The following is a 6,785-nucleotide window of genomic DNA, read 5'->3' as shown; positions in this document are numbered from 1 at the left end:
CCCCTTCGGGCCGGTCGGCTTGGACCGCCCGGCTTGAAGCCCGAAGACTGGGCGTCGCGCGGCCTGTCTTCACGGGGCCTGTCTTCGCGGGGCTTGGCATCGCGCGAGCGCGTGCCCTCGGACCGCGTGGCGTCGGACCGGGCGCCGTCCGGCTTGCCCGGACGCCCCGGCTTGGCCGACATGCCGCCGCCCAGCGACAGGGTGCCGCGGGTGGATGCACCGCGCCGCGACGGCTTGGCTTCCTCGGCGCGGGCGGCTTCCGCCTCGTGCCGTTTGGTGGCGGAGCGGGGAGCCCGCTTGGGGGCGGCCTTGGCGTCGGCGGCGGAGTCGGTCTTGCCGCCCGACCGGGCACCGGTGGAGGCCTTCTTGGCCGGCACGGCCTTAACCGCCGCTTCGGCGCGGGCCTTGGCCCGCTGCTTGGTCCCGGACTCGGCCGGCTCCGCCCCTTCGGGCGTGCCGAAGAAGGGGGCGATCTGCTCGCGGACAACCCGCTTCGGCACCTCCTCGACAGCGCCCTCCTCAAGCTTGCCAAGCTGGAAGGGGCCATAGGCGACGCGGATCAGCCGGTTGACCTGAAGCCCCAGCGATTCCATCACCTTGCGGATCTCGCGGTTCTTGCCTTCCTTCAGGCTGACCGTCAGCCAGGCGTTGCGGCCCTGGATACGGTCCAGCACGGCTTCGATGGGGCCGTATTTCACCCCCTCGATGGTCGGCCCCTTTTCCAGCGCCACCAGCTGCTTCTCGTCAACCTCGCCGAAAACGCGCACGCGATAGCGGCGGGTCCAGCCGGTGGCCGGCAGTTCCAGGAAGCGGGCCAGCTCACCGTCATTCGTAAGCAAAAGCAGCCCTTCGGTCGTCAGGTCGAGACGGCCGATGGAGACGACGCGCGGCAGGTCGGCCGGCAGCCGGTCGAAGACGGTTTCGCGCCCCTTCTCGTCGCGGGCGGTGGTGACCAGCCCCGACGGTTTGTGATAACGCCACAGGCGGGCCGGTTCCGGCTCCGGAATGACCTTGCCGTCCACCTGCACGATGTCGCCGGGGCGCACCACGCAGGCCGGGCTGTCGAGCACGCGGCTGTTGACCGCGACGCGGCCCTCGGCGATCCAGCGTTCGGCGTCGCGGCGCGAGCAAAGCCCGGCGCGCGCCAGTCGCTTGGCGATGCGTTCCCCGCCATTCGCGGCGGAATCGGATTTCTTGACGGTATCGGAGCGGTCCATGGGCGGACCATAGGGCCTGGACGCGCCGCCCGCAACAGCGGTCCCGCGCCCGGCGGCCGGAATCCGGCGCTGGATTCCGGTTGACGCGCCGCCGCGGCGGTTGGCACCCTGCCCGGCCATGCCGTTTCCCCCCTATATGGACCTCGCCTTTGCCGCCGCCGAGGCCGCCGCCGCGCGCGGCGAGGTGCCGGTCGGCGCCGTCGTCGTCGACCCCGCGTCCGGCGCCGTCCTCGCCACCGCCGGCAACCGGACGGAGGAGTTGTGCGATCCCTCCGCCCATGCCGAACTTCTGGCGATTCGCGAAGCCTGCGCACAGCGCGCCCAGCCACGCCTGCCCGGCTGCGACCTGTATGTGACGCTGGAACCCTGCGCGCTCTGCGCCGCGGCGATCAGCTTCGCCCGGATCCGGCGCGTTTATTATGGAGCCTACGATCCCAAGGGCGGCGCCGTGGATCATGGCCCGCGCTTTTTCACCCAGACCACCTGCCACCACGCGCCGGAGGTCTACAGCGGCATCGGCGAGACGCGGGCCGGCACACTGCTGCGGGACTTCTTCAAACAGCGGCGATGAGACGACCCGTGGTCGCAGCGGCACCGCCGGCGCGCTGCACCGCAGCAGACACGCAACAATCCCCCACTGCTGCAGGAACAATATTTCCTTTTCCTAGAAACAAGAAATACATCGGCTCTTGAGAAATCAGTGAGCATTCCCCCCTTCACAGCGGTATCCACCGAAATAATAGGGGTATAAATATATAGCTCATTAAACATTTGTTCAGCGGACTTCCGGCAATGATACGCTGACAATCTACAGCCATCAGGAGTTATGAATGCTGTCGTTCCGCAAGCCGCAGGACAACCAGGCTGCCGAAGAGCTGGCTCTGCTGGGACGCCACGCGGGTGTCGGGTTGTGGGATGCGGTGATCCACAACGGCGATCCGATGCATGCGCAAAGCCGCTGGCACTGGTCGCCGGAATTCCGCCGCCTCGTCGGATTCGACCACGACGACAACGCCGGCTTCCCCGATAAGGTCGGTTCCTGGGCCGACCGGCTGCATCCGGACGATGCCAAGCCGACCTTCGACGCCTTCATGGCCTGCCTGAACGACCGCAGCGGCCGCACCGGCTACGATGTGAATTACCGGCTGAAGGTGAAGGACGGCAGCTATCGCTGGTTCCGTGCCATCGGCGGTGTCGCCCGCGACAGCAGCGGTCTGGCGCTCCGCGCCTGCGGTTCCCTGATCGACATCAACGCCGAGCGGAACGAGTTGGAACGGGCCAAGCTGCTCGACCGCCATGCCGGCGTCGGGCTGTGGGATGCGGTGTTTCACAATGGCGACCCGATGCATGCACAGAGCCGCTGGCACTGGTCGCCGGAGTTCCGCCGCCTCGTCGGCTTCGACCGCGACGATATGGCCGGCTTCCCCAATGTCGTCAATTCCTGGGCCGACCGGCTGCACCCCGACGACGCCAAGCGCACTTTCGACGCCTTCATGGCCTGCCTGAACGACCGCAGCGGCCGCACCGGCTACGACGTCGATTACCGGCTGAAGATGAAGAACGGCAGCTACCGCTGGTTCCGAGCCATCGGTGGCGTCGCCCGCGACGGCAACGGCCTGGCGCTGCGCGCCTGCGGATCGCTGATCGACATCGATGCACAGAAGCAGGCCGAACTGCGGCAGGCGGAGATGGATGGCGAGCGCCGCCGCAGCGTCACCACGCTCGCCGAATCGCTGGACCGCGAAGTCGGCACCGCCGCCGACCGCGCCACCGCCAACGCCCAGACCGTCGCCGCCGCGACCGAGGAGTTGTCGGCCTCCCATCTCGACATCAGCAACCGCGCCAACGAGGCATCGGGCGCTTCGATGAAGGCATCGGAAGAGGCAACGCGCACCAACGGCGCGTTGGAAGCCCTGGTCACCTCGGCCGAGCGCATCGGCGCCATCACCAAGCTGATCAACAGCATCGCCTCGCAGACCAACCTGCTGGCGCTGAACGCCACCATCGAAGCCGCCCGTGCCGGCGAGGCGGGACGCGGCTTCGCCGTGGTGGCGAACGAGGTGAAGTCGCTGGCGCAGCAGAGCGGCAACGCCGCCGACGACATCGCGGCCCAGATCGCCTCGGTCCAGCAGGAGGCGATGCACGCGGTCGACGCCATCCGCCGCATCGGCTCGATCGTCACCGACGTCCAGCAAATCTCCACCACCATCGCCGCCGCTGTGTCGCAACAGGAATCGGCGACCAAGGAGATCGCCCACAGCGTCACCCGCGTGGTCCGCGACATCGAGGTGGTGTCGCAGAACATCGCCACCACATCGGAACGGCTGCGGGCGTAACCCCTTTTGCCGATCAACCCCCCTCTTCCGCACCGGGAGAGGGGGGTCGCCCTGACCGCCATACCGACCGCCGGCTGATGTCCAGGCGACAGAGGCAGTCCGGATCAGGCCGCCTGTATCTTGGCGATGAAGCTCTCGATCTCGTCACGCAGGGCCTGTGCCTGCCGCGTCAGCGCCTCCGACGCGCCCAACACCTGGGTGGCGGCGGCGCCGGTCTCCGACGCCGCCCGGCTCACATGCGCCACCGAATCCCCGACCTCCTCCGTGCCTTGTACGGCCTGCTGGGCATTGCGCGAAATCTCGCCGGTCGTCGCGGTCTGCTCCTCGATGGCCGCGGCGATGATGGAAGCGCTCTCGTTGATGCTGTCGATGGTCCGGCCGATCTCACCGATGGCGCCGACCGTTCCCTGGGTCGCCCCCTGGATGCCGGCGATCTGGGCAGCGATCTCCTCCGTTGCCCTGGCGGTCTGGTTGGCAAGCGTCTTGACCTCTCCGGCGACGACGGCGAAGCCCTTGCCGGCCTCCCCCGCCCGCGCCGCCTCGATGGTGGCGTTCAGCGCCAAAAGGTTGGTCTGGCTGGCGATGTCCTGGATCAGCCGCACCACGTCGCCGATCCGCCCAGCCGCCTCGGCCAGACCGCGCACCGACAGCGTCGTGTCCTCGGCCTGCCGGGCGGCGTCGGACGCGATCCGGTTGGATGAGGCGACCTGCCGGCTGATCTCGCCGATGGAGGCGACCATCTGCTCGGTCGCCACCGCCACCGACTGGACATGGCCCAAGGTCCGCTCGGCCGCCGCCGACGAGGAGGACGCCTGGCCCCTGGTCTGTTCCGCCAGCGCCACCATGCCCTTGGCGGTTCGGCCGAACTCCGCCGATGCCTGACCGACCTGCGCGAGCAGGCTCGACACGCCGCGCTCGAAATCGGCGACGTGCCGTTCGATCAGCCGGCGCCGCTCCTCCTTACGCTCCACTTCGGCCAACTTCTCCGCCTCCAGCCGCTTCTTGGCAATGGCGGCGTCCTTCAAGACCTGCAACGCGGCGGCCATCCTGCCGACCTCATCCTGCCGGTCCTGTCCGACGATTTCGATGGAAGTGTCGTCCTTCGCCAGACGCTGCATCGCATCGCACAGCCGCACCATCGGTGACGACACCCCCCTCTTCATCAGGAACAGGGCGATGGCGAAGCAGAACAGCAGCCCGGCGCCCCCGGCCGCCACACTCCACAGCCACGCCGACTCATAGCGGTCCGCCGCCTGGTCGACGGCGTCCTTCATCGCCTCGTCTCCCTTGGCGATCAATACCCGGACCTGCTCGCGGACATCGGCATAGACCGGCTCGAACCGTTGGCGCATCAGCGCGGTGGAGCGTGCGTCATCGTTGTTCCGCGCGGCATTGAGGATATCCGGCAGCACGTCGCGGATCGACTGGAAGGTTTGACGGACACGCCGCAGTTCGGACGCCAGCGACGGCGCCGCCGCCTCCGTCCTGCCGATGCGGTCGAGGTAGTTGCGCTCCTCGTCGGCGACCGCTTCCGTGATCTTGGCGATCTGCGCCGGATCGCTCTCCGCGATCGCCCGGTAGGTGACACGGCCCAGCGCATTGAGGGAGGAGTTGGCACGAGACAGCCATTTCACCGCTTCGGCCTCATGCGCGAGAACGCCACGGTAATGGGCGTCCAGCCCGCCCATCGAGGTGACGGCGTTCATCGTCAACCCGACCGCCAGCAGCCCCAGCAGCAGCAGGGCGAGCAGAACCTTCGATGCAATGGCGAGGTTATCGAAATGCTTCATGGATGTCCCCCCACGTCGAACTGCCGGAGGCACCGACCGGCGGATGGAATGCTCTCCGGAAAGCTCCGCTTGAAAAAGGCGTATGATGACGCCGGCAAGACGATGACGTTTTCCTTTTGGATGCTCAACCAGGGTTGACCCCCATGTTCCAAATGGTCACACCCAGTCAGGAAAGGTCTTTGTCTGCCGCTTCATGGGTCGATAAGAACAGATTGATTGGAATGTCTTTCTGAACGCACAAAAACTGGGCATCCATGATGCCGATTGGACGGGAAACAAAAAGGGCCGCCGGCTTTCACCGGTGGCCCCGTGATGGCCGGATCAAACGACCGGCCCTCCGATCTATGCTGCGGCCGGCTCCGCGTCGCGGCTCAGCGCCCCACCGCCCGCCAGCCGATGTCGCGGCGGCAGAAGCCGTCCGGCCAGTCCAGCGCATCGACCGCCTTGTAGGCCGCCGTCTGGGCTTCCGCCACCGTGGGCGCCAGCGCGGTCACGCCCAGCACCCGGCCGCCGACCGACAGCACCCGGCCATCCTCGGCGCGCCTGGTGCCGGCATGGAACACGGTCACGCCGTCCACGGCGCCGGCCTTGTCCAGCCCGCGGATTTCCGTGTTCTTGGCATAATCGCCCGGATAGCCGTTGGCCGCCATCACCACGCACAGCGCGGTCTGGTCGTGCCAGCGCAGGTCGATGCTGTCCAGCACCCCGTCGGCCGCCGCCACCAGCGCCGCCAGAGCGTCGGACTTCAGCCGCATCATCAGCGTCTGGCATTCCGGGTCACCGAAGCGGACGTTGAACTCCAGCGTCTTCGGCACCGGGCCGTCCGGCGTCTGCATGATCATCAGGCCGGCGAACAGCACGCCCTTGAAGGGCTTGCCTTCCGCCGCCATGCCCTTGACCGTCGGCAGGATGATCTCGCGCATCACGCGGTCCTGCAGGTCGGGCGTCAGCACCGGGGCCGGGGAATAGGCGCCCATGCCGCCGGTGTTGGGGCCGGTGTCGCCGTCGCCGACCGCCTTGTGGTCCTGGGCCGAGGCCAGCGGCAGCGCGTTCTCGCCGTCGCACAGCGCGAAGAAGCTGACCTCCTCGCCGTCCAGGAATTCCTCGACCACCACCTCGGCACCGGCGGCGCCGAAACGGCCGCCGACCAGCGCGTCGTCGATGGCCTCGAAGGCCTCCTGCTCGGTGCGGGCGACGGTGACGCCCTTGCCGGCGGCCAGACCGTCGGCCTTCACCACGATGGGCGCGCCATGCTTGCGGACATAGGCCTTGGCCGCTTCCGGGTCCTTGAAGCGCTCGTAGAAGGCGGTCGGCACCCCGTATTTCGCCAGGATGTCCTTCATGAAGCCTTTGGACCCCTCAAGCTCCGCCGCCGCGGCACTCGGCCCGAAGGCCTTGACGCCCAGCGCCGTCAGCTTGTCCACCAAACCAGCACCAGCGGG

At 68.0% G+C, this 6,785-nt stretch carries 5 protein-coding genes; 2 read left to right on the top strand and 3 right to left on the bottom strand.

Translation table 11 applies throughout. The features are described from left to right. The coding region (locus I71_RS40875) for a pseudouridine synthase (protein ID WP_042699775.1) at window positions 1-1,217 on the bottom strand (1,217 nt) is incomplete at its 3' end. A 118-nt stretch (window positions 1,218-1,335) separates the two neighbouring features. Here I71_RS40875 and I71_RS24510 point away from each other — a divergent pair. Together I71_RS24510 and I71_RS24505 are read left to right on the top strand one after the other, a co-directional pair. Further along, window positions 1,336-1,788 (top strand): nucleoside deaminase, encoded by a 453-nt coding sequence (locus I71_RS24510; RefSeq protein ID WP_042699772.1) that lies wholly within the window; start codon window positions 1,336-1,338, stop codon window positions 1,786-1,788. Between the two features lie 259 nt (window positions 1,789-2,047). Then, entirely contained in the window at window positions 2,048-3,553 is a 1,506-nt protein-coding gene (locus I71_RS24505) for a PAS domain-containing methyl-accepting chemotaxis protein (RefSeq protein WP_042699766.1), read from the top strand. 104 nt (window positions 3,554-3,657) lie between these two features. Here I71_RS24505 and I71_RS24500 read toward each other — a convergent pair whose 3' ends face one another. Both I71_RS24500 and purD read right to left on the bottom strand, forming a co-directional pair. After that, a complete protein-coding gene (locus tag I71_RS24500) occupies window positions 3,658-5,343 on the bottom strand; it encodes a methyl-accepting chemotaxis protein (protein WP_042699763.1) in 1,686 nt (561 codons plus the stop codon). Window positions 5,344-5,714: 371 nt separating this feature from the next. Then, the coding region (gene purD / locus I71_RS24495; RefSeq protein WP_042699769.1) for a phosphoribosylamine--glycine ligase at window positions 5,715-6,785 on the bottom strand (1,071 nt) is incomplete at its 5' end.

It is taken from the genome of Azospirillum sp. B506, assembly GCF_000333595.1.
In the GTDB taxonomy this organism is placed as follows: domain Bacteria; phylum Pseudomonadota; class Alphaproteobacteria; order Azospirillales; family Azospirillaceae; genus Azospirillum.
Note: the sequence above shows the minus strand (reverse complement) of the source record. Positions and strands in the feature narration are given on the sequence as shown.

Excerpts from the sequence above, each read along its gene's own strand:
- I71_RS24505 (WP_042699766.1), top strand. The coding sequence starts at position 2,048 with ATGCTGTCGTTCCGCAAGCCGCAGGACAACCAGGCTGCCGAAGAGCTG.
- I71_RS24500 (WP_042699763.1), bottom strand. The coding sequence starts at position 5,343 with ATGAAGCATTTCGATAACCTCGCCATTGCATCGAAGGTTCTGCTCGCC.
- I71_RS24510 (WP_042699772.1), top strand. The coding sequence starts at position 1,336 with ATGCCGTTTCCCCCCTATATGGACCTCGCCTTTGCCGCCGCCGAGGCC.